The organism is Enterobacter sp. Sphag1F (assembly GCF_014193275.1).
Classification (GTDB): Bacteria; Pseudomonadota; Gammaproteobacteria; order Enterobacterales; family Enterobacteriaceae; genus Pantoea; species Pantoea symbiotica.
This window is the reverse complement of record NZ_JACHZD010000004.1, coordinates 544117-564010: the sequence shown is the minus strand read 5'-3', so window position 1 is coordinate 564010 and position 19894 is coordinate 544117. Positions and strand designations below refer to the sequence as shown.

Here is a 19894-nt window from a genome sequence, read left to right as displayed (position 1 = left end):
AATCGCCCGCCCAGACTTCAAATTCTGGGCGGGCGATTTTTCTGTATTACAATTCCCTGGTGTTGAGCAATATCAGCAGGCTCATCACTATCAAATTGCTCAGCTTTAAATCACGCTATATCCCCCATCAATCACTAAATTCTCGCCATTAACCATAGCCGTTTCATTGCTGCTGAGATACAGCACCGTGCTAGCAACTTCGTCTGGCGTGGCAAAACGTCGCGAAGGGATTTTCGATTTCATCTGCTCGGCTCGCTCCCCATGCCAGTAACGCTTACCTAATTTCGTCTCAACTACCGTAGGTGAAATGGCATTGGCGGTAATGCCAAACGGCCCCAATTCTGCTGCCAACACGCGCGTAAAAGAAACCATGCCTGATTTGCTGGTGCAGTATGCCGCATGCTCATTGAGCGCAATGACGCTGGCCTGTGAGGCGATATTAATCAAACGGCCAAAACCTTGTTCCTTCATATAGCGGGCACAATGCTGAGCAAGGAAGAATGGTGCGGTCATGTTAATCAACATCGTGGTATTCCAACTGGCGAGTTGCACTTCGCCGACGGCTTCCAGCACGCCAATACCGGCGTTATTGACCAGAATATCGATACGGCCAAAATCCTGATGGATTTGCTCTACCAGCTCGCCAAGCGCCTCGACATTAGCCAGATCGAAAACGTAATCTCGCGCAGGATTGTCCATCTTGTTGGCAACCGATTTGACCTCTTCTGCGCGATCAACCATCGCGACTTGCGCGCCCGCAGCACTTAAACAGCGAGCAATAGCGTAGCCAATTCCCGATGCGGCGCCGGTGACAATGGCGACTTTATTTTGCAGTGAAAATAGTGTTGTCATGTTGCTATCCTTTTCATTGAGGGTATTTATTCTGATTCGGTAGCGGTTATCTTTAATGCCGCGTTACGCTCTATCTTTGGTTGGGGATTGCGAATAAAGAATGTCATCACGCCGCCGGCAAAATAGAGCAAAGAGAAAGTGATAATCACGTGCTTTATTTCAAATGACAGACCGAACATCAGTGCGGCAACCGCCGGGCCAATAAGATTTCCGAAACCACCTCCCAGATTTTGTACCGAGACAGCCGCGCCTTTATGTTGCGGCGCCAGCATCGGGAATATCGCTCCCATTGGCACAAAGGATGTGAGTGTTAAAGCTAATAACAGCGCGCAGACGATGGCCAACGCCAGATTGCCAGGGAAAAGCGAGGGTAAATAATAGAAAGCGGCAGTGGTAATCGTGCATCCGAAGAAGCCAAACCAGCGCATTTGAAAAATCCAGCCAATGCGATCGCCAATAATGCCCCAAAGTACATTGGTTATCGGTTGCACGAGGAAAAACACGCCCCAGATAGTCGCCCACTCTTTAGTAGAAAAACCTAACTCACGAGTAAAATATATCGGCATAAAAACCGGCAAGCCAAATAATGCCACATTACATAAGATGCGCGTTATCAGTGCAAAGAACATACTGCGATCTTCAAAGATCAAGGTTATTCCACGCGATATTTCACGTAATTTTTCTTTTCGACTGACGCCTTCACTATTTAGATTCTCTTCACTCTGATTTTTAACCGAGAGGAATATAATCACGCCGCCCACCGCAGCAAACAACAGTGATAGCCAAAGCGTATTAATGAAGCCAATCTCCGGAACCAGAAGGCCGGAAAGGAAGGAAGCCGTGATGCCATAACCAATGGTAAACATCGACCATATCCAGCCGGTAGCAGAGGCAAGTCGATGCTCAGGCGTGCGCTGCACCACTAATACGTAGAAGCCATAAAAGAACAGCGGATAAGCGAAGCCACGCAGCGTATAACTGACCAGCATCCAGATAAAGTTATTTTCACTCACGCCAAAGTAAACAAATACGGCATGTAGCACCATCCACCAAATAGCGCCGGTGAGCATAATTTTCTTAGGACCATAAATTTCACTGACCGCACCAGAAAGCCAACTTGAGACCGCAGCAGTTAATGCATAAACGGTGAAAACTAATGAGACTTGTTTTTCTCCATAGCCGAGATCGTAGAGATATCGTGAAAGATGAGCCAGTTCAATGCCATCGCCGGTCATGAAGATGGCCATCGCGATATATCCCCATAGCAGAGATATTGGCATACCGAACACAACTTTGGAGTATGGTGAATTTGTACTACTGCTTTGCACACTCATTGTTCTTCTCACTCCCTTTTAATTATTCATTACCTGAATATCCTGGTGATACAGCGAGCAAGAAAATGGCATAGCATCGAGCTAAAAACTTTTATGGGAGTGACACAGATAAAGGAATAATGGCAATATTGCAAAGAAAGTCGTGCGTAGCATTACAATTTATTAAATGTGAGCAAGATAAAAAGCGCATTTATTAGATGTTTAATTAACATCTACTGCGTTTAGTTTACGTTTACCTTTATATTACGTAGGAAAGGGATTACGTGATGGCGTTAAAATTTTTCATAATGAGATAACAGAATCAGTGTCTTTATTTTATCCAATAAAAAAGCGGTGGTTTTCACCACCGCTTCTTGTGTTACCCACGTATTCTGTTATTCGCGAAACAGTGCTTCGATGTTCAAACCTTGCGTCTGCAGAATCTCACGCAGACGACGCAGTCCTTCCACCTGGATCTGACGTACGCGTTCACGGGTTAACCCGATTTCACGACCTACATCTTCCAGCGTTGCCGCTTCATAGCCTAACAGGCCGAAACGACGTGCCAGCACTTCACGCTGCTTGGCATTCAACTCAAACAACCACTTAACGATGCTCTGTTTCATATCATCGTCTTGCGTGGTGTCTTCCGGACCGTTGTCTTTCTCATCGGCCAGGATATCCAGCAGCGCTTTTTCGGAATCGCCACCCAAAGGTGTGTCGACCGAGGTAATGCGCTCATTGAGACGCAGCATACGGCTCACGTCATCAACAGGCTTGTCTAGCTGCTCGGCAATCTCTTCGGCACTTGGCTCATGATCTAGCTTGTGCGAAAGTTCACGCGCGGTACGCAGGTAAACATTCAACTCTTTAACGATGTGGATGGGCAGACGGATGGTACGGGTTTGATTCATGATCGCCCGTTCAATTGTCTGACGAATCCACCACGTGGCGTAAGTTGAGAAACGGAACCCACGTTCTGGGTCAAACTTCTCTACGGCGCGAATCAAGCCGAGATTACCCTCTTCAATCAGATCCAGCAGCGCCAGACCACGATTGCTGTAACGACGGGCAATCTTTACTACCAAGCGTAAGTTACTTTCAATCATGCGGCGACGAGAAGGAATGTCACCCCGCAGTGCACGGCGCGCAAAGAAGACTTCTTCTTCTGCCGTCAGCAGCGGTGAATAACCAATCTCGCCGAGGTAAAGCTGCGTCGCATCCAAAACGCGTTGCGTCGCACCCTGTGACAACAGCTCTTCTTCCGCTACGTCGTTGTTATCACCAGGTTCGTTCTCAACGAGAGCCTTCTCATCAAAAACCTCAGCTCCGTTGTTTTCCTCGAATTCCGCATCTTCATGTAAATCGTTAACTTTCAGCGTATTCTGGTTCATTAGCGGCTCCTACCCGTGATCCAAGGGCAGAACCAAGGTTCTGCCGGATTATCGCTGCGGTAAATAACGCAACGGGTTTACGGATTTCCCCTTGTAACGAATTTCAAAGTGCAATCGTACTGAACTGGTACCGGTGCTACCCATGGTAGCGATTTTTTGCCCCGCCTTAACTTCCTGTTGTTCCCGGACCAGCATAGAGTCGTTGTGGGCGTAGGCGCTCAGGTAGTCATCATTGTGTTTGATGATGATTAAATTACCGTACCCACGGAGCGCGTTGCCTGCGTACACCACTCTTCCCGAAGCTGTGGCGACAACAGGTTGTCCACGCGAACCGGCGATATCGATCCCTTTGTTTCCGCCTTCCGCAGCGGAGAAGTTATCGATGATCTTCCCATCAGTCGGCCAACGCCAGCTTCCCACTGGAGTTGTGCTGTTAGTCGTGCTGCTGACTGTAGGTGGTGCGACAACCGGAGCTGTGGTCGTTGCCACATTATTTGCTCCTTTCGACGGCAGCAATTTGCTACCCGACGAATTACCCGAATCATCAGAATACGTAATAACAGGTTGCTGTGCAACAGGGGTGGATTTAATTTGCGTCTGGCTCGGGGTAACTGGCACGCCGCCCTGAGTTGCATCAGCTACGGTGATAGCGTTTCCACCGGTGATGGTTTGGCCGTTGCCGTTACCCACCTGCAGCGTTTGCCCGGCATTCAAGCCATACGGGGCTGCGATGTTGTTGCGCTGTGCCAAATCGCGGAAATCGTTGCCGGTAATCCAGGCAATATAGAACAAGGTATCGCCACGTTTGACGGTATAGGTTTCGCCGCCGTAGCTACCTTTAGGAATATTCCCATAATTGCGATTGTACACAATGCGACCATTTTCTGTGGCCACATTATTATTGTCACTTACCATTCCACCCGTTGGTTGCGCCGATGGTGTGCCGCCGCTTAACATTCCGCCATGCGGCATCGCTGGCACAGTGCTGTTTTGCGAAGAGATCATGCCGCCACTTGGGGCTGAAGCCATACCGCTATCACCGCTGTTACCACCAATCTGGCTAATAGGTGCCTGTGTATTATCGCCAGAACTACAGCCCGCCAGCCAAAAACCTACCAAAGAAAGTGCCGCCAAACGGCGTAATTGAAATGCTGTGCTTCCCATGCTCACTGATCCCCCGTGATGGCAACCCTGAATATAAATGTGTAACGGCGTTAACCGCATTATCCACTGCGCGTAACGTTAAAAACGGTTTTTAGCATTGATAAACAAGGATAGTAACAATATCAACTGTGCCGTGCCATGTAACAGTTGTGAAGAATTGCGTAAGGGTGGCCTAGGCCAGATCGCCCTGAACCAACGGCACAAAGCGCACGGGCTCGATGATTTCTTCAATCAACTCATCGCCCTGACGACGCAAACGCTTCAACACCTGCTGATCCTCGCCAACCGGCAGCACCATTTTGCCGCCGTCACCTAATTGCGCTATCAGCAAAGTCGGAATTTCAGGTGGTGCGGCGGTCACGATAATGGCATCAAACGGGCCACGCGTCGCCCAGCCCTGCCAGCCATCGCCATGTCGGGTGGAAATATTGTGCAGATCGAGTTGCTTGAGGCGGCGCTTCGCCTGCCACTGCAAGCCTTTGATGCGTTCAACGGAATAAACATGATTAACCAGATGCGCCAGAATAGCGGTCTGATAGCCAGAACCGGTGCCGATTTCCAGCACGCGCGATTCCGGCGTCAGCTCTAACAAGGCGGTCATGCGCGCCACCATGTAAGGCTGAGAGATGGTCTGGCCGTTGCCAATTGGCAGCGCGACGTTTTCCCAGGCTTTATGTTCAAACGCCTCATCGATAAAACGCTCGCGCGGCACATCAGCAATGGCTTTCAGCAGGTGTTCATCATGAATGCCCTGCGCGCGCAGTTGCTCTAAAAGCGTTTCGATGCGGCGATTCACCATGCGAGTTTTACCTCTGCCTGGATCAGCCAGTCACTTAATACGCCTTGAGCTGCATGCGCGGTCAAATCCACATGCAGCGCGGTCAGCGAAACATAGCCCGCATCCACCGCAGCGAAATCGGTATCCGGACCAGCATCCAGTTTTTGCCCCGGCGGGCCAATCCAGTAAAGCGGTTGGCCGCGTGGATCTTCGGTGCAGATAACCTGATCGGCGGGATGACGACTGCCGCAGCGGGTAACGCGGAAACCTTTGATCTCCGATAACGGCAAATCCGGCACGTTGATATTGAGAATGCGGCCAGTACGCAGCGGAGCCCGCGATAGCGCGCGTAACAGCGTACAGGTGATGGATGCGGCGGTGTCGTAATGCTGATGTCCGTTGAGCGAAACGGCAAGCGCAGGCAAGCCCAGATGGCGCCCTTCCATCGCCGCAGCGACGGTACCGGAGTAAATCACATCGTCGCCAAGATTTGGACCGGCATTGATGCCGGACACAACGATGTCGGGACGCGGCTGCATCAGCTTGTTAACGCCGAGGAACACGCAGTCAGTCGGCGTGCCCATCTGCACCGCAATATCACCGTTTTCGTGCGTAAAAGTACGCAGCGGCGTTTCCAGCGTTAACGAATTTGATGCGCCGCTACGATTGCGATCGGGCGCGACAACCTGCACCTCGGCAAACTCACGTAAAGCACACGCCAGCGTCTGAATACCCGGCGCATGAATTCCATCATCGTTACTCAGCAATATCCGCATCGTTACCTTCTTGTTGGAGAAGCTCACGCACCACGCTGGTGGCAAAACTGCCGGCGGGCAGCCAGAACTGCATCTCCAGCGTCACATCATCCCACCATTCCCAGCGCAGATCCTTTGGCACCACCAGCATCGCCCGGCGCGCGGCATCAACGCGCTCGCGCTCCAGCAGTGTAATCAATTCTTCCGCGCCTGCCAGACTTTGCTGCTCAAAAAGCAGCGCATCGCCCTGTGGACCGGGATCACCACGACCGGGCAGCGGCGCCGTGATGCGCAGCTGGTGATTATCCACGCGATGCTGTACATCAGGCAACTCTTCAACTTGCGCCACAAACCAGCTGCCACGGCCAGCAAGCTGCACCGCATCGCCCACCTGCACCTTGTCGAGCGCGCCGTCACGCTGCAAACGTGCGCTGGTCACCTGATTAAACAGGTGACTGCGAGTGGCTGACAGCAACAGACCTTTCATGTTGCGATCGCGCGGGCGGAATGTTTCCTTCGCCCACTGTTTCGCCTGCGTCAGGTTATTGCCGCCGCGCCCAAAGCGCTGCTCACCGAAGTAGTTCGGCACGCCGCGCTGCTGAATCTGCTGCAAACGCGTTTCAACTTCGCTACGGTCAGAAATTTGCCGCACGATTAAGCGGAACGCATTGCCCGCCAGCGCGCCGGTACGCAGTTTACGCTTGTGGCGAATTACCTGCAGGATCTCAACGCCTTCCAGCTGGAATCCCGCCAGATTCGGCATGCCATTGCCGGGCACGCGGAAACACAGCGTTTGCTCGGTGACCGCATGACGATCTTTCATGCCGGCATAGCTGAGATCGCGCACCGGCACGCCGAGAAACTTGGCGATGGCTTCGGCGACAAAGCGCGTATTGCAGCCAATTTTACGGATGCGCACCAACAGCTGCTCGCCTTCGCCATCATAGGGATAGCCGAGGTCTTCAATCACCACAAAATCTTCGGGATTGGCTTTGATAACGCCGGTGGCTGCGGGCACGCCGTGCAGGTAATGCAGCTCACTCATGCCTGATCGGCCTTTATCAGCAACGCGACCGCTTCACAGGCAATGCCTTCGCCACGGCCGGTAAAGCCGAGCTTTTCGGTGGTGGTGGCTTTGACGTTAACGTCGTCCATATGGCATCCGAGATCTTCGGCGATATTGACGCGCATCTGCGGCACATGCGGCAACATTTTCGGTGCCTGCGCAATGATGGTCACATCGACGTTACCGATGCGATAGCCTTTCAGCTGAATACGACGCCAGGCTTCACGCAGCAAACCGCGGCTGTCAGCGCCTTTAAACGCCGGATCGGTATCCGGGAATAACTTGCCGATATCGCCCATCGCTACCGCGCCGAGTAAGGCATCGGTCAACGCATGCAGCGCCACATCGCCATCAGAATGGGCAATAAAACCGTGTTCGAAGGGAATACGCACCCCGCCAATCACTAACGGACCTTCGCCGCCAAAAGCGTGAACGTCAAAACCGTGACCGATACGCATCATGCGCTCTCCTGTAACTGAATCTGGGTAAGATAGAAGGCCGCCAGCGCCAGATCTTCTGGCCGCGTCACCTTAATATTGTCGCTACGTCCGCTCACTAACGCCGGATGATAACCGCAATACTCCAGCGCCGACGCTTCATCGGTAATGGTAGCGCCTTCATGGAGTGCGCGCGTCAGGCAAGCAGTGAGCAGTTGATGCGGGAAAAATTGCGGCGTTAACGCGTGCCATAAATCCTCGCGTTCAACGGTGTGGGCAATGGCGGTTTTGCCGGGTTCGGCGCGCTTCATGGTGTCGCGCACCGGCGCGGCCAGAATCCCGCCAACCTTGCTGTATTCGCGTACCGCTAACAGGCGCGCTAAATCGTCCGGATGGAGGCAAGGACGCGCGGCGTCATGCACCAGCACCCATTCGCTGTGTTGAATAGCATTTAAGCCTGCCAGCACCGATTCGGCGCGCGTGTCGCCACCGGTCACTCTGAGAATGCGGGAATCCTGCGCCAGCGGCAGTGAGTCGAACCAGCCATCGTCATTGCTGACCGGCACAATCACCTGTTTTACCGCAGGATGTGCCAGCAGACGTGCGACGCTGTGTTCAAGAAGGGTGAATTGACCAATGGTCAGATACTGTTTTGGGCAGGCAGCCTGCATACGGCTGCCCACACCTGCGGCGGGCACCACGGCAATCACATCCGCAAGGATCGGGCGCTTGTTCATGGCTTATCGTTGTTGATTTTGCGCAGCTTGTTGCGCGTTACGTTTGTTCTGGTCTGGCACCAGACGATAGAAAGTCTCACCGGGCTTAATCATGCCCAGTTCATTACGTGCGCGTTCTTCGATCGCTTCAGAGCCGCCATTGAGATCGTCAATTTCGGCGAATAGCTGATCGTTACGCGCTTTAAGCTTGGCGTTATTCGCCTGTTGTGACGCGACGTCTTCGTTGACGCGCGTATAGTCATGAATACCGTTCTTACCCAGCCACAGGGAATATTGAAGCCATCCCAGCAGCACGAGTAGCAGTAACGTCAGTTTTCCCATCCCCGCCCCCTGAAAAACGGCCCAATCATCCCATAACTTGACGCTGGACTCCACAGCGGCGGCGAAAATGCCGCGCACGGGCGTTTAGCCGGACAAATAATGCCAGAGTAGAAGGCGAGACGGCAGGTAAAGTTTTGTAACCTGCCGATGCGTTTGCACATCAGCTGGGCGTTACCAACCAGAGAGAAATGAGAACAGCAGCCAGAACAGGCATATCACCACCATCGCCGTGGCGATACCGCTCCAGAATAAGTGAGTGCGGATCATCAGGCTGAGCACGATGCCAATCAGCACCGAAACCGGCAGCAGCGCGAGGAAGAATGGCCAGGTGTAGAGGAAGAAGAACAGCGTGTTGGAGCCGTAGAGCATGAACGGAATCGCCAGCGCGCACCAGTACGAGAGAAAGCCAAACACGCCGCCCGGCAGTGACGAGCGAGGCTCATCCGGGGTGCGTTCATCTTTGCGGGCTAGCATGGGCGTTACGTTCTGCATAGAGGTCCTGTTGACGCTAAGCGCGGCAAACCCAGAGGGATTTGCCGCTGTCGGTTCAGGATCTGATGATATCGCGGTGACGCAGCAGGTCTAACAATTGGCCGGCGAGTTTTGTAACCAATTGTTCGCCATCAAGGTGGATTTCCGGGGCGTCTGGCGCCTCGTAAACGCTATCGATGCCGGTGAAATTTCGCAGCTCACCGGCACGGGCTTTTTTGTATAAACCTTTAGGATCGCGCGCTTCGCACACCACCAACGGCGTATCGACAAACACTTCGATAAACTGCCCTTCCGCGAGCAGATCGCGCACCATGTTACGTTCCGCGCGATGCGGCGAGATAAAGGCGGTCAACACTACTAAACCGGCATCGACCATCAGTTTCGCCACTTCGCCGACGCGGCGAATGTTCTCTTTACGATCGTCATCGCTGAAGCCGAGGTCACGGCACAGGCCGTGACGCACGTTGTCGCCATCCAGCAGATAGGTATTCACCCCCGCCCGATGCAGCGCCTGCTCCAGCGCGCCAGCAACGGTAGATTTCCCCGAGCCGGAAAGCCCGGTGAACCACAGCACCACGCCTTGATGGCCGTGCTGCTGTTCGCGCTCCTCGCGCGTTACCGGATGATCGTGCCACACCACGTTTTCATCGTGCTGCGCCATTACTTGCCACCCAGCAGATCGCGCGCGTTCCAGTGTGGGAAGTGACGACGCACCAGCGCGTTCAGCTCCAGCTCGAAATCACTGAACTGACCCGCTTGTGCACGCACATCGGTTAGCGGCTGATTGATCATGCCCGCGCCAACCGTCACGTTGCTCAGGCGATCGATAAAGATCATGCCGCCGGTCACCGGATTCTGGCGATAAGCGTCCAGCACCATCGGTTCGTCAAAGGTCAGTTCCACCAGGCCAATGCCGTTAAGCGGCAGGCTATCCACCGTGCGCTTCTCCAGCGAGTTGATCTCCACCTGATGGATCACTTTCTCTACGCGCGCGCGGGTTTTCTTACCGGCGATCTTCACTTCGTAACTTTGGCCCGGCTGCAGCGGCTGTTCCGCCATCCACACCACGTCAACGTTGGCGGATTGCACCGCCTGCAGTTCAGCTTCCGCATCCACCAGCAGATCGCCACGGCTGATGTCGATCTCATCTTTCAGCACCAGCGTAATCGCTTCACCGGCGCCCGCTTCAGGCAGGTCGCCATCGAAGGTGACGATACGCGTGATGGTAGATTCAACACCAGAAGGCAGCACTTTCACGCGCTGGCCGACTTTCACCACGCCCGAAGCCAGCGTACCGGCATAACCACGGAAATCGAGGTTAGGACGGTTGACATACTGCACCGGGAAACGCATCGGCTGATGATCCACCACGCGATTCAGTTCAACGGTTTCTAATACGTCGAGCAGCGTTGGGCCGCTGTACCACGGCATGGTGACGCTTGGCGTTGCCACGTTATCGCCTTCCAGCGCCGACATCGGCACAAAGCGAATATCGAGGTCTTCCGGCAGTTGCGCGGCGAAATCGAGGTAATCCTGTTTGATCTGCTCGAAGGTCTCTTGCTTGTACTCCACCAGATCCATCTTATTGATGGCGACCACCAGATGCTTGATGCCCAGCAGCGTGGAGATAAAGCTGTGACGACGCGTCTGATCCAGCACGCCTTTACGCGCATCGATCAGCAGGATCGCCAAATCGCAGGTCGATGCGCCGGTCGCCATGTTGCGGGTGTACTGCTCGTGTCCCGGCGTGTCGGCAATAATGAATTTGCGCTTCTCTGTCGAGAAATAGCGATACGCCACATCGATAGTAATGCCCTGCTCACGCTCTGCCTGCAAGCCATCAACCAGTAACGCCAGATCCAGCTTCTCGCCCTGGGTGCCGTGACGTTTGCTGTCGTTGTGCAGCGAGGAGAGCTGATCTTCATAAATTTGACGCGTGTCGTGCAGCAAGCGACCAATCAAGGTACTTTTGCCGTCGTCGACGCTACCGCAGGTCAGGAAACGCAGCAGGCTTTTATGTTGTTGCGCGGTCAGCCAGGCTTCTACGCCGCCCTGATCGGCAATCTGTTGTGCAATAACGGTATTCATCTGCGTCTCCTTAGAAATAACCCTGACGTTTCTTCATTTCCATCGAACCAGCCTGGTCGCGGTCAATTACGCGGCCCTGGCGTTCACTGGTGGTGGAGACCAGCATCTCTTCAATAATTTCTGGCAGCGTCTGCGCTTCTGATTCCACCGCGCCGGTCAGCGGCCAGCAGCCGAGGGTACGGAAACGCACCATGCGCTGTTTGATCACTTCGCCTGGCTGCAGATCGATACGGTCGTCATCGATCATCATCAGCATGCCATCACGCTCCAGCACCGGACGCGGCGCCGCGAGATACAGCGGCACGATCTCGATATTCTCGAGGAAGATGTACTGCCAGATATCCAGCTCGGTCCAGTTAGAGAGCGGGAACACGCGGATGCTTTCGCCTTTGTTAATCTGGCCGTTGTAGTTGTGCCACAGCTCAGGACGCTGATTCTTCGGGTCCCAGCGGTGGAAGCGATCGCGGAAGGAGTAGATACGCTCTTTCGCACGTGACTTCTCTTCATCACGACGCGCGCCGCCAAATGCCGCATCAAAGCCGTATTTGTTCAGCGCCTGCTTCAGGCCTTCGGTTTTCATGATGTCGGTGTGTTTGGCGCTGCCGTGGACAAACGGGTTGATGCCCATCGCCACGCCTTCCGGGTTGCGATGCACCAGCAGCTCCGCGCCCATCGCTTTCACGGTGCGATCGCGGAACTCGTACATTTCACGGAATTTCCAGCCGGTATCAACATGCAGCAGCGGAAACGGCAGCGTGCCCGGATAGAAGGCTTTGCGCGCCAGATGCAGCATTACCGAGGAGTCTTTACCGATGGAGTACATCATCACCGGATTGCTGAACTCGGCCGCCACCTCGCGGATGATATGGATACTCTCTGCCTCCAGCTGGCGCAGATGAGTAAGTCGATTTTGGTCCATAATTTTTCCTCAAGCCAAATTGACAACGGCGGACTCGCGAGCCCCCTGCTGTGCCGAATGTTGGAACCAGGCCAATTGCCCGTGCAAATTTACGACTTCGCCAATCACTAACAGTGCTGGCGTGGGCGCGGCGGCTGCCAGCGCTTCCAGTTGATCTAAGGTTCCGGTCAGCACCTGCTGATCCTGACGCGTGCCGCGCCCAATCACCGCCACCGGTGTGGAGGCCGCGCGGCCATGTTCGATAAGCCCGGCAGCGATTTCCGCCGCTTTCACCGTGCCCATATAAATCGCTAAGGTTTGACGTGCGCGCGCCAGCGACGGCCAATCAATGCCGTCGCCATCAGCGCGGCAGTGACCGGTAATAAACAGCACGCTCTGCGCGTGGTCGCGATGGGTCAGCGGGATACCGGCATAAGCGGTTGCGCCTGCCGCCGCGGTAATGCCCGGCACCACCTGGAACGGAATGCCCGCCGCCTGCGCCGCCTGCAGCTCTTCGCCACCGCGGCCAAAGATAAACGGATCGCCGCCTTTGAGACGCACCACGCGTTTGCCCTGTTTAGCCAGCGTCACCAGCATCTGATTGGTCTCTTCCTGCGGCACCGAATGCGCACCGGCGCGTTTACCGACGCAGATGCGGTCGGCATCGCGGCGAACTAATTCGAGGACTTCGTCGCTGACCAGATGGTCATACAACACCACATCGGCCAGCTGCATCACCTGCAAGCCACGCAGCGTCAGCAAACCGCTGTCGCCCGGACCGGCGCCCACCAGCGTGATTTCACCCTGATTGTCGCTATCGTTTTCCAGCTCGTGATCCAGCGTGCGCCGCGCTTCATTGACGTTGCCCGCCGCCATTTGGCTGGCGAACAGACCATTAAAGGCGCGCTCCCAGAAACGACGGCGTTCAGACATGCGGTGATAGCGCTGCTTGACCTTTTCGCGCCACTGCCCAGCCACTTCCGCCATCTGTCCGAGATTGGCCGGCAGCAAGGCTTCAATTTTTTCACGCAGCAAGCGCGCTAACACCGGCGCGGTGCCGCTGGAAGAGATCGCCACCACCAGCGGTGAACGGTCAACAATCGACGGGAAGATAAAGCTGCATTTCGGCTGATCGTCCACCACGTTCACCAGCTTGTGGCGCGCGTTGGCGGCATCGAACACCTGCGCGTTGAGCGCGTTGTCATCGGTAGCGGCAATCACAAGGAACACGCCATCCAGCTGCGCCGGATCGAAGCTGTGGGCGATCCATTCAATCGCCTCAATTTCCAGCAGCGCCTGCAGCTCATGGCCGAGTTCGCGCGCGGCGACCAGCACGCGCGCACCGGCACGCCGCAGCAGTTCTATTTTGCGCGCAGCGATTTCGCCACCGCCGACAACCAGCACCGGACGGCTTTTGAGATCGGCAAAGAGAGGCAGATAATCCACGTTAACCTTGCTAGTTTTACAATAAGTTAACGCGACTATACGTCCCGCCCTTCGGACAGATGAAATTACGAATTGGAATGAGTAGTTACCGAATGGAATAACGACCCAGGATTGCTGATAACATTTTGTGCTTAACAAATGATATTGCTGGTGTTTCGGAGCAAATCAAATTGTGCAAGCGTCATCACAGTTTCATACTATCTCGGAATTTTTTTAGCATCACTGGATGTCAGAAAAGGACTATCACTATGTTTGCCACTTTCCGCCGCTGCGTGCTGGCAGCACTGCTTGCGGGCGGTTTGCCTTTCTTAGCTCAGGCTGCGAGCACTTCCACCGCGCCGGGGCATTTTGCCGAACAGCAATTACGCCATATCGCCACCTATTTTCCCGGCCGCATGAGCGGCAGTCCAGCCGAGCTGCTGACTGCCGATTATCTGCAGCAGCAGTTCAGCCAGTTGGGATATCAGAGTAATACCCGCCAGTTCAAAACCAGCTATAACTGGCTGGAGAAAAAGGGCGAGAGCCGCCCGCACAAAGTCACGGCCACCTCGGTGATTGCCGCGCGTGCCGGTGAAGTGCCGCAGGAGATCCTGATCGTTACGCATCTGGATACCTGGACGCCGCTCAGCCGCCATGAAGCGGATAACAATCTCGGCGGCCTGCGCTTGCAAGGCGTGGATGACAATGCCTCCGGGCTGGGCGTGATGCTGGAGCTGGCGCAGGCACTGAGTAAGACGCCGCTGCATTACGGCGTTCGCTTTGTGGCGCTGAGCGCTGGTGAAGCGGGCCTGCATGGCATGGATGATTATCTGGCGCGCATGAGCGTGCAAGAGAAGAAGAACACGCTGCTGGTGATCGATCTGAATAGCCTGATCGTCGGCGATCATCTCTACTTTAATAGCGGCATCAATACGCCATCGGCGGTACGCAAGCAGACCAGCGCGCGCGCCGTGCAGCTGGCGCACCGTTACGGCATCTCCGCCGCCAGCCACGCGATGACCGCACGCGATTATCCAGGCGTCAATCCGTTCGATAAAGCCGGCATGCCATTGCTGGATGTCACCGCCGCCAACTGGGCGCTGGGCAATAAAGATGGGCAGCAACAGCGTGCGCGATCCAGCCATTTCCCGACAGGCAATGTGCGCCATCAAACCGAGCGCGATAACCTCAACTATCTCGATCACTGGCTGCCAGGCCGCATCACGCAACGCACGCGTGATAGCGTGAAGATTCTGCTGCCGCTGCTAACCGAGCTCGCTAATCCGACAACCTGAGGATTCACTATGTACGTGGTATATCTGAACTATTTTCGTCCGGTAGAAGAAGTGGAAGCGTTACTCGACCCACATGTTGCGTGGCTTAATCGCTATTTTGACAGCGGCGTATTTATTGCGGCGGGACGTAAAGATCCGCGCACCGGCGGCGTGCTGCTGGTGAAGGATATTGATCGTGCGCGGCTGGATACCATTCTGGCGGAAGATCCGTTTGTGGCAGTGGCACATTATGAAGTGACGAAAGTGAATGTGACGCGTGCGGCGGAAGAGTTTGCAGTGTTGAAAGGGATTTGATTAAAAAGGAGCGCATGAATGCGCTCCCTACGTTGTAGGGTCGGCATTTATGCCGACCTGGTCAATCACCCCTCATGCAACCCGCATTCGCGCTTCAGGCCGAAGAAGCGCGTCTCTTCTTCTGCCATGCCCGGCTCCCACTTTTTAGTGGTATGCGTATCGCCCACTGACAGATAACCTTCATCCCACAGCGGATGGTATTTCAATCCGTGTTTGGTCAGATATTGATGCACCTGACGGTTATCCCAATCAATGATCGGCAGAATCTTGAACACGCCGCGCTGCACCGCCAGCACCGGCAAGCTGGCGCGACTGCCAGATTGATCGCGGCGCAGGCCAGCAAACCAGGTTTGCGCGCCCAGCGTTTCAAGCGCACGGTTCATCGGTTCCACTTTGTTGATCTGGTTGTACTGCTCAATCCCTTCGACGCCCTGCTCCCACAGTTTGCCGTAACGTGCTTCCTGCCATGCCGCTGAGGTATCAGCACGGAAAATCTGCAGGTTGAGATTGAGCTTGTCGGTCAGCTCATCAATGAAGCGATAGGTTTCCGGAAACAGATAACCGGTATCGGTCAGGATCACCGGAATGTCCGGCTTCTGCTGCGTCACCATATGCAGCAAAACCGCCGCCTGAATACCAAAGCTGGATGACAGCACAAATGCGCCTGGCAGATTTTCCAGCGCCCAGCTGACGCGCTCTTCCGCCGTGCGTTTCTCCAGCTGCACGTTGCTTTCAGCCAGCGCCATAATGCGGTCAACTTTTGATGAACCATTCAGTGCTGCGAGATCGAGTACCGTCATACTGCCTCCGAGTCCCAGAAATCACGGGCGGGATCAACCACGGCTTTAATGATGCCGGTGCGAATCACGAAGTCGCCAAAGCCTTCATCAGCCTGACGCTCGGTTGCCCAGCGCGCCACTAGCTCATCAATGCTGGCAAGGATTTCGCCTTCGTTGATGTTCTCGCGGTACATGCGTGGGATGCGCGTACCTTCGCGGTTGCCGCCAATGTGTAAGTTGTAACGGCCCGGCGCTTTGCCCACCAGACCCAACTCAGCCAGCAAAGCACGGCCACAACCATTTGGGCAACCGGTAACGCGTAACACTATGTGCTCTTCGCCGACGCCGTGCTTGTGCATAATCTCTTCCACTTTGGTGACGAACGACGGCAGGAAGCGCTCGGCTTCGGCCATCGCCAGCGGACAAGTCGGGAACGCCACACATGCCATGGAGTTTTCACGCTGCGGCGTGACCGCTTCCATCAAACCGTGTTCACGGGCGATGGCTTCGATCTGCGCTTTTTGCTTCTCCGGCACGCCAGCCACAATCAGGTTCTGGTTGGCGGTTAGGCGGAAATCACCCTGATGAATTTTGGCAATTTCGGCAATGCCGCGTTTCAGCGGACGGCCAGGATAATCCAGCAGACGGCCGTTCTCGATGAACAGCGTCAGGTGCCATTTCTTATCGATGCCTTTCACCCAGCCAATACGGTCGCCGCGCGAAGTGAACGCATACGGACGAATCGGTTCGAATGTCAGACCGGCGCGCTTTTCCACTTCCGCTTTGAAGGTCTCAACGCCGACGCGTTCCAGCGTGTACTTGGTCTTGGCATTTTTACGATCGGTACGGTTACCCCAATCGCGCTGCGTAGTGACGACAGCAGCCGCCACGTCGAGGATCTTCTCAACCGGCAGGAAGCCGAACTCGCTCGCGGTGCGCGCGTAGGTCGCTTTGTTACCGTGATCAATCGACAAACCACCGCCAACCAGCAGGTTAAAGCCAATCAGCTTGCCCTTCTCGGCGATGGCGATGAAGTTCAGGTCATTGGCGTGCAGATCGACATCGTTATGCGGCGGCACCACAACCGTGGTTTTGAATTTACGCGGCAGATAGGTTTCGCCAAGAATCGGCTCTTTATCTGTGGTCGCGACCTTCTCTTTGTCCCACCAGATTTCAGCGTAAGCGCGGGTTTGCGGCAGCAGATGCTCTGACAGCTTTTTCGCCCATTCGTACGCTTCCTGATGCAGCTCTGATTCCACCGGATTCGAGGTGCACAGCACGTTACGGTTAACGTCGTTGGCGGTCGCCAGCGCATCCAGCCCGACTTCGTGCAGCATCTGGTGCGTCGGCTTCACGTTCTTCTTCAGAATGCCGTGAAACTGGAAAGTCTGACGGTTAGTCAAACGGATGCTGCCGTAAATGGTTTTATCGGTGGCGAATTTATCAATCGCCAGCCACTGCGTTGGCGTGATGATGCCGCCCGGCAGACGGCAGCGCAGCATCATGGCGTGACGCGGTTCGAGTTTCTGCGCTGCGCGCTCGGCACGAATGTCGCGGTCATCCTGCTGGTACATACCGTGGAAACGGATCAGCAGGAAGTTGTCGCCGGTGAAGCCGCCGGTCAGACCATCGTCGAGATCATCGAGGATGGTGCCGCGCAGGTAGTTGCTCTGTTTTTTCAGACGCTCAGCGTCGACCAGCTTGCCTTCAACGACCAGCGGTCCAGGATGTTTTTCGCTCATTAGTAAACGTCTCGCTGATAACGGCGCTCAATGCGCAGCTCACTTAAAAATTCGTCAGCCGTTTCACGATCCATGCCGCCGTGTTCGACCACCACATCCAGTAATGCCTGCTCAACGTCTTTCGCCATACGATTGGCGTCGCCGCAGACGTAAAGGTGCGCGCCTTCCTGTAACCAGCTCCACACCTCCGCACCTTTGGCGCGGATTTTATCTTGTACGTAAACTTTCTCGGCCTGATCGCGTGACCATGCCAGATCGATATTGGTCAGCAGGCCATCTTTGACGTACTTCTGCCACTCCACCTGATAAAGGAAATCATCGGTGAAGTGCGGGTTGCCGAAGAACAGCCAGTTTTTACCGCCTGCGCCATCGTTGTCACGCTGCTGCATAAAGGAACGGAACGGCGCGATGCCGGTGCCCGGACCAATCATGATCACTGGCGTTTCCGGATTAGCCGGTAAGCGGAAGTTATCGTTGTGCTCAATGAAGACGCGAATTTCGCCATCCTCTTCGATACGATCCGCTAACCAGGTTGAGGCGCCGCCGCCGCGCTGGCGACCGTCAATTTCAAAGCGCACCGCACCCACGGTGATGTGCACTTCGGTTTCGTTCTCCGCCTGCGAAGAGGCAATTGAATACAGGCGCGGCGTCAGCGGACGCAGCAGGCCAGTTAATTGTTCGGCATTCAGTTCTGTTGGTGCCTGACGCACCATATCGACAATCGGGAAGCTCTGCGCATAGCTCTGCAGCTTCGGCTTGTCACCGGCCAGCGCCAGCAACGCGTCATTGCGGGACAGCGCCGCATACTGCTCAACGATTTGTGGCGTGTTGACCGTCAGCTCGAAATGCGTTTTCAGCGCTTCAGCCAGCGGCAGAGTTTTGCCCTGCACCTCTACCGGCTCGTCACCTTTAAGCCACACCAGCTGCAGCAATTCCTGCACCAGTTCGTCATCGTTTTCAAACCACACGCCCAGCGCATCGCCCGGCTGGTAGCGCAGGCCAGAATCGCCAAGGTCGATCTCAATGTGACGTACATCTTTATCCGAATCGCGTCCGGTGATCTTCTGGTTAGCCGCAAAGCTGGCCACCAGCGGCTCTTCTTTGGTGTACGGACTGCTGTCGACCAGATTGACGCTGCCCGCCGCCGTGATGGCGGCCTGTGCTGGCGATTCGCTCGGCACTCGCGCTTTCAGAATTTCAGTGATCTGCTGACGCCAGGCGTTCGCCTGCTCTTTGTATTCAACATCAGCATCCACACGATCCAGCAGACGTTCTGCACCCAGCTCAGCCAGACGCTCATCAAAGTCTTTACCGGCTTTGCTGAAAAACTCATAAGAGGTATCGCCAAGGCCAAACACCGCAAACGCGGTGCCCTCAAACTTCGGCGCTTTCTTCGACAACAGGAACTTGTGCAGCGCCACGGCTTCTTCCGGTGGCTCGCCCTCGCCTTGCGTGGAGGTCACTACCACCAGCAGCTTTTCCTGACCGATCTGCTTGAATTTGTAATCGCCGGCGTTAACCAGATTGACGCTCAGCTTGGCGGCCAGCAGGTCATCACGCAGCTGCTCAGCCAGGCGACGCGCGTTACCGGTCTGCGAGGCGGAGATCAGCGTGATGGTCGGGGTTTCTGCCTGAACCGGCGCTGGCGCGGCAACCGCACCCGGCGTCTGATTGACCATGCCCCAGAAATAGCCGGAGAGCCAGGCCATCTGAGTGGTGTTGAAATCCGTGGTCGCCGCCTGTAAGCGCGCGAGTTGCTCCGGTGATAACGGAAGCAGTGAACCTGGTGCCTGAGTCGTCATTGCGTTAAAAATTCCAGTGTCAGAAGTCCGGATCAATATGTTGCGAAAGAATGCGTAGGTTACCGGGCTGTATATTAACGATTAAATACGCCTTCGACATATTAAATAACCAAAATGACTAAATGGTTTTTCGGGTAAAGTTAACCAGCAAAAGTGGTAAATGAAGGCGATATGATTCAATGAGTTAATTAGACGTTTGGCGTTGAGAAGGCGTAAAATGCCCTTTTCGTTGCCAGCGGGTGCGAAAAATCTGCAATTCAGG

Annotated in this window: 20 protein-coding genes; 2 read left to right on the top strand and 18 right to left on the bottom strand. The window is 54.9% G+C overall.

Features of this window, described 5'->3' with window-relative positions:
- Positions 1-105: 105 nt before the first annotated feature.
- From FHW71_RS15990 to cysG, 15 genes are all read right to left on the bottom strand, one after another.
- Positions 106-852, bottom strand: coding sequence for a GolD/DthD family dehydrogenase (locus tag FHW71_RS15990; RefSeq protein ID WP_179452272.1), 747 nt, complete (start codon positions 850-852; stop codon positions 106-108).
- A 26-nt stretch (positions 853-878) separates the two neighbouring features.
- Positions 879-2186 (bottom strand): MFS transporter, encoded by a 1308-nt coding sequence (locus tag FHW71_RS15985; protein WP_179452271.1) that lies wholly within the window; start codon positions 2184-2186, stop codon positions 879-881.
- Between the two features lie 374 nt (positions 2187-2560).
- Complete coding sequence (gene rpoS, locus FHW71_RS15980) at positions 2561-3559, bottom strand: RNA polymerase sigma factor RpoS (protein ID WP_007893257.1); 999 nt, start codon at positions 3557-3559, stop codon at positions 2561-2563.
- A 48-nt stretch (positions 3560-3607) separates the two neighbouring features.
- The gene (gene nlpD, locus FHW71_RS15975; RefSeq protein ID WP_154181818.1) at positions 3608-4723 is read right to left on the bottom strand and encodes a murein hydrolase activator NlpD; all 1116 of its coding nucleotides are present in this window, start codon (positions 4721-4723) and stop codon (positions 3608-3610) included.
- Between the two features lie 172 nt (positions 4724-4895).
- A complete protein-coding gene (locus tag FHW71_RS15970; protein WP_008104533.1) occupies positions 4896-5522 on the bottom strand; it encodes a protein-L-isoaspartate(D-aspartate) O-methyltransferase in 627 nt (208 codons plus the stop codon).
- Positions 5516-6277 carry a 5'/3'-nucleotidase SurE gene (surE, locus tag FHW71_RS15965; protein WP_179452270.1) on the bottom strand — a complete coding sequence of 254 codons (762 nt, stop codon included), beginning with the start codon at positions 6275-6277 and terminating at the stop codon, positions 5516-5518. Before surE ends, FHW71_RS15970 begins: the two co-directional genes overlap by 7 nt.
- Positions 6258-7301 (bottom strand): tRNA pseudouridine(13) synthase TruD, encoded by a 1044-nt coding sequence (gene truD / locus FHW71_RS15960; protein ID WP_179452269.1) that lies wholly within the window; start codon positions 7299-7301, stop codon positions 6258-6260. The genes surE and truD overlap by 20 nt, the downstream gene beginning before the upstream one ends.
- Positions 7298-7780: a 2-C-methyl-D-erythritol 2,4-cyclodiphosphate synthase gene (gene ispF, locus FHW71_RS15955; protein ID WP_061719965.1), complete on the bottom strand. Its 483-nt coding sequence runs from the start codon at positions 7778-7780 to the stop codon at positions 7298-7300. The genes truD and ispF overlap by 4 nt, the downstream gene beginning before the upstream one ends.
- Entirely contained in the window at positions 7780-8496 is a 717-nt protein-coding gene (gene ispD, locus FHW71_RS15950; protein ID WP_061719932.1) for a 2-C-methyl-D-erythritol 4-phosphate cytidylyltransferase, read from the bottom strand. Before ispD ends, ispF begins: the two co-directional genes overlap by 1 nt.
- 3 nt (positions 8497-8499) lie before the next feature.
- Complete coding sequence (gene ftsB / locus FHW71_RS15945) at positions 8500-8817, bottom strand: cell division protein FtsB (RefSeq protein ID WP_007893240.1); 318 nt, start codon at positions 8815-8817, stop codon at positions 8500-8502.
- Between the two features lie 171 nt (positions 8818-8988).
- A complete protein-coding gene (locus FHW71_RS15940) occupies positions 8989-9309 on the bottom strand; it encodes a DUF3561 family protein (RefSeq protein ID WP_008104547.1) in 321 nt (106 codons plus the stop codon).
- Positions 9310-9364: 55 nt separating this feature from the next.
- Complete coding sequence (gene cysC / locus FHW71_RS15935; protein ID WP_061719931.1) at positions 9365-9970, bottom strand: adenylyl-sulfate kinase; 606 nt, start codon at positions 9968-9970, stop codon at positions 9365-9367.
- Complete coding sequence (cysN, locus tag FHW71_RS15930) at positions 9970-11397, bottom strand: sulfate adenylyltransferase subunit CysN (RefSeq protein WP_179452268.1); 1428 nt, start codon at positions 11395-11397, stop codon at positions 9970-9972. Before cysN ends, cysC begins: the two co-directional genes overlap by 1 nt.
- A 10-nt stretch (positions 11398-11407) precedes the next feature.
- Positions 11408-12316: a sulfate adenylyltransferase subunit CysD gene (cysD, locus tag FHW71_RS15925; protein WP_007893231.1), complete on the bottom strand. Its 909-nt coding sequence runs from the start codon at positions 12314-12316 to the stop codon at positions 11408-11410.
- A 9-nt stretch (positions 12317-12325) separates the two neighbouring features.
- Positions 12326-13741, bottom strand: a complete 1416-nt coding sequence (gene cysG, locus FHW71_RS15920) for a siroheme synthase CysG (protein WP_179452267.1) — start codon at positions 13739-13741, stop codon at positions 12326-12328.
- A gap of 248 nt (positions 13742-13989) precedes the next feature.
- On the opposite strand from cysG, the gene FHW71_RS15915 reads away from it, so the two are divergent.
- On the top strand, positions 13990-15015 hold the full coding sequence (locus tag FHW71_RS15915) for an aminopeptidase (protein ID WP_179452266.1): 1026 nt from the start codon (positions 13990-13992) through the stop codon (positions 15013-15015).
- A gap of 9 nt (positions 15016-15024) precedes the next feature.
- Positions 15025-15309: a YciI family protein gene (locus tag FHW71_RS15910; RefSeq protein WP_008104557.1), complete on the top strand. Its 285-nt coding sequence runs from the start codon at positions 15025-15027 to the stop codon at positions 15307-15309.
- 65 nt (positions 15310-15374) lie between these two features.
- On the opposite strand, the gene FHW71_RS15905 is transcribed toward FHW71_RS15910, so the two are convergent.
- The 3 genes from FHW71_RS15905 to cysJ are packed head-to-tail and all read right to left on the bottom strand — an operon-like array spanning position 15375 to position 19632.
- On the bottom strand, positions 15375-16109 hold the full coding sequence (locus FHW71_RS15905; RefSeq protein WP_061719927.1) for a phosphoadenylyl-sulfate reductase: 735 nt from the start codon (positions 16107-16109) through the stop codon (positions 15375-15377).
- The gene (gene cysI / locus FHW71_RS15900; protein WP_179452265.1) at positions 16106-17830 is read right to left on the bottom strand and encodes an assimilatory sulfite reductase (NADPH) hemoprotein subunit; all 1725 of its coding nucleotides are present in this window, start codon (positions 17828-17830) and stop codon (positions 16106-16108) included. The genes FHW71_RS15905 and cysI overlap by 4 nt, the downstream gene beginning before the upstream one ends.
- Positions 17830-19632, bottom strand: a complete 1803-nt coding sequence (gene cysJ, locus FHW71_RS15895; RefSeq protein ID WP_179452264.1) for an NADPH-dependent assimilatory sulfite reductase flavoprotein subunit — start codon at positions 19630-19632, stop codon at positions 17830-17832. Before cysJ ends, cysI begins: the two co-directional genes overlap by 1 nt.
- Between the last annotated feature and the right edge of the window lie 262 nt (positions 19633-19894).

Bases quoted from the DNA above. Each gene is read 5' to 3' on its own strand.
- cysI (WP_179452265.1), bottom strand. From the start codon at position 17,830: ATGAGCGAAAAACATCCTGGACCGCTGGTCGTTGAAGGCAAGCTGGTC.
- cysJ (WP_179452264.1), bottom strand. From the start codon at position 19,632: ATGACGACTCAGGCACCAGGTTCACTGCTTCCGTTATCACCGGAGCAA.
- FHW71_RS15990 (WP_179452272.1), bottom strand. From the start codon at position 852: ATGACAACACTATTTTCACTGCAAAATAAAGTCGCCATTGTCACCGGC.
- surE (WP_179452270.1), bottom strand. From the start codon at position 6,277: ATGCGGATATTGCTGAGTAACGATGATGGAATTCATGCGCCGGGTATT.
- FHW71_RS15940 (WP_008104547.1), bottom strand. From the start codon at position 9,309: ATGCAGAACGTAACGCCCATGCTAGCCCGCAAAGATGAACGCACCCCG.
- FHW71_RS15915 (WP_179452266.1), top strand. From the start codon at position 13,990: ATGTTTGCCACTTTCCGCCGCTGCGTGCTGGCAGCACTGCTTGCGGGC.
- FHW71_RS15985 (WP_179452271.1), bottom strand. From the start codon at position 2,186: ATGAGTGTGCAAAGCAGTAGTACAAATTCACCATACTCCAAAGTTGTG.
- ispD (WP_061719932.1), bottom strand. From the start codon at position 8,496: ATGAACAAGCGCCCGATCCTTGCGGATGTGATTGCCGTGGTGCCCGCC.
- ispF (WP_061719965.1), bottom strand. From the start codon at position 7,780: ATGCGTATCGGTCACGGTTTTGACGTTCACGCTTTTGGCGGCGAAGGT.
- cysN (WP_179452268.1), bottom strand. From the start codon at position 11,397: ATGAATACCGTTATTGCACAACAGATTGCCGATCAGGGCGGCGTAGAA.
- ftsB (WP_007893240.1), bottom strand. From the start codon at position 8,817: ATGGGAAAACTGACGTTACTGCTACTCGTGCTGCTGGGATGGCTTCAA.
- FHW71_RS15910 (WP_008104557.1), top strand. From the start codon at position 15,025: ATGTACGTGGTATATCTGAACTATTTTCGTCCGGTAGAAGAAGTGGAA.
- cysC (WP_061719931.1), bottom strand. From the start codon at position 9,970: ATGGCGCAGCACGATGAAAACGTGGTGTGGCACGATCATCCGGTAACG.
- cysD (WP_007893231.1), bottom strand. From the start codon at position 12,316: ATGGACCAAAATCGACTTACTCATCTGCGCCAGCTGGAGGCAGAGAGT.
- truD (WP_179452269.1), bottom strand. From the start codon at position 7,301: ATGAGTGAGCTGCATTACCTGCACGGCGTGCCCGCAGCCACCGGCGTT.
- nlpD (WP_154181818.1), bottom strand. From the start codon at position 4,723: ATGGGAAGCACAGCATTTCAATTACGCCGTTTGGCGGCACTTTCTTTG.
- rpoS (WP_007893257.1), bottom strand. From the start codon at position 3,559: ATGAACCAGAATACGCTGAAAGTTAACGATTTACATGAAGATGCGGAA.
- FHW71_RS15905 (WP_061719927.1), bottom strand. From the start codon at position 16,109: ATGACGGTACTCGATCTCGCAGCACTGAATGGTTCATCAAAAGTTGAC.
- FHW71_RS15970 (WP_008104533.1), bottom strand. From the start codon at position 5,522: ATGGTGAATCGCCGCATCGAAACGCTTTTAGAGCAACTGCGCGCGCAG.